This window comes from Desemzia sp. FAM 23988 (assembly GCF_045528365.1).
Lineage (GTDB): Bacteria > Bacillota > Bacilli > Lactobacillales > Carnobacteriaceae > Desemzia.
The window spans coordinates 1-297 of record NZ_JBGQQS010000081.1 but is presented as its reverse complement, the minus strand read 5'-3'; the positions used below and the strand labels follow the sequence as shown (position 1 = coordinate 297).

Below are 297 nucleotides of genomic sequence, written 5' to 3'. Positions count from 1 at the left end.
GAAAATAATGTTTCTTTTGATAGGTAAACCGTATTATCTTGTGGAATATTTTCTGTATCTAAACAAGAGACCGCTAATTCAAAAATTTTGAGTGGTATTTTATCCATTTTAGCTACACTGGTGATTAAATCATTGTGTTCCACTGCTTTTTGATTTTCTAAGTCACTTATATGTAATACTTTTGGTGATAATATTTCATTATTCATAAATGTAGATACAACTCCTTTTACTTATGTTTAGAGGAAAAAGCTAAGGAAAAATAAAAACTTCTCTGTGCTTTTATTTGATTGTACAAAA

Annotated in this window: 1 protein-coding gene; it reads right to left on the bottom strand. The window is 27.3% G+C overall.

Annotation, left to right across the window (positions count from 1 at the left end; all coding sequences use genetic code 11):
• Nucleotides 1–206, bottom strand: a 206-nt coding sequence (locus tag ACEN4L_RS13540) for a RepB family plasmid replication initiator protein (RefSeq protein WP_407123687.1), incomplete at its 3' end; no start/stop codon positions are given.
• Between the last annotated feature and the right edge of the window lie 91 nt (nt 207–297).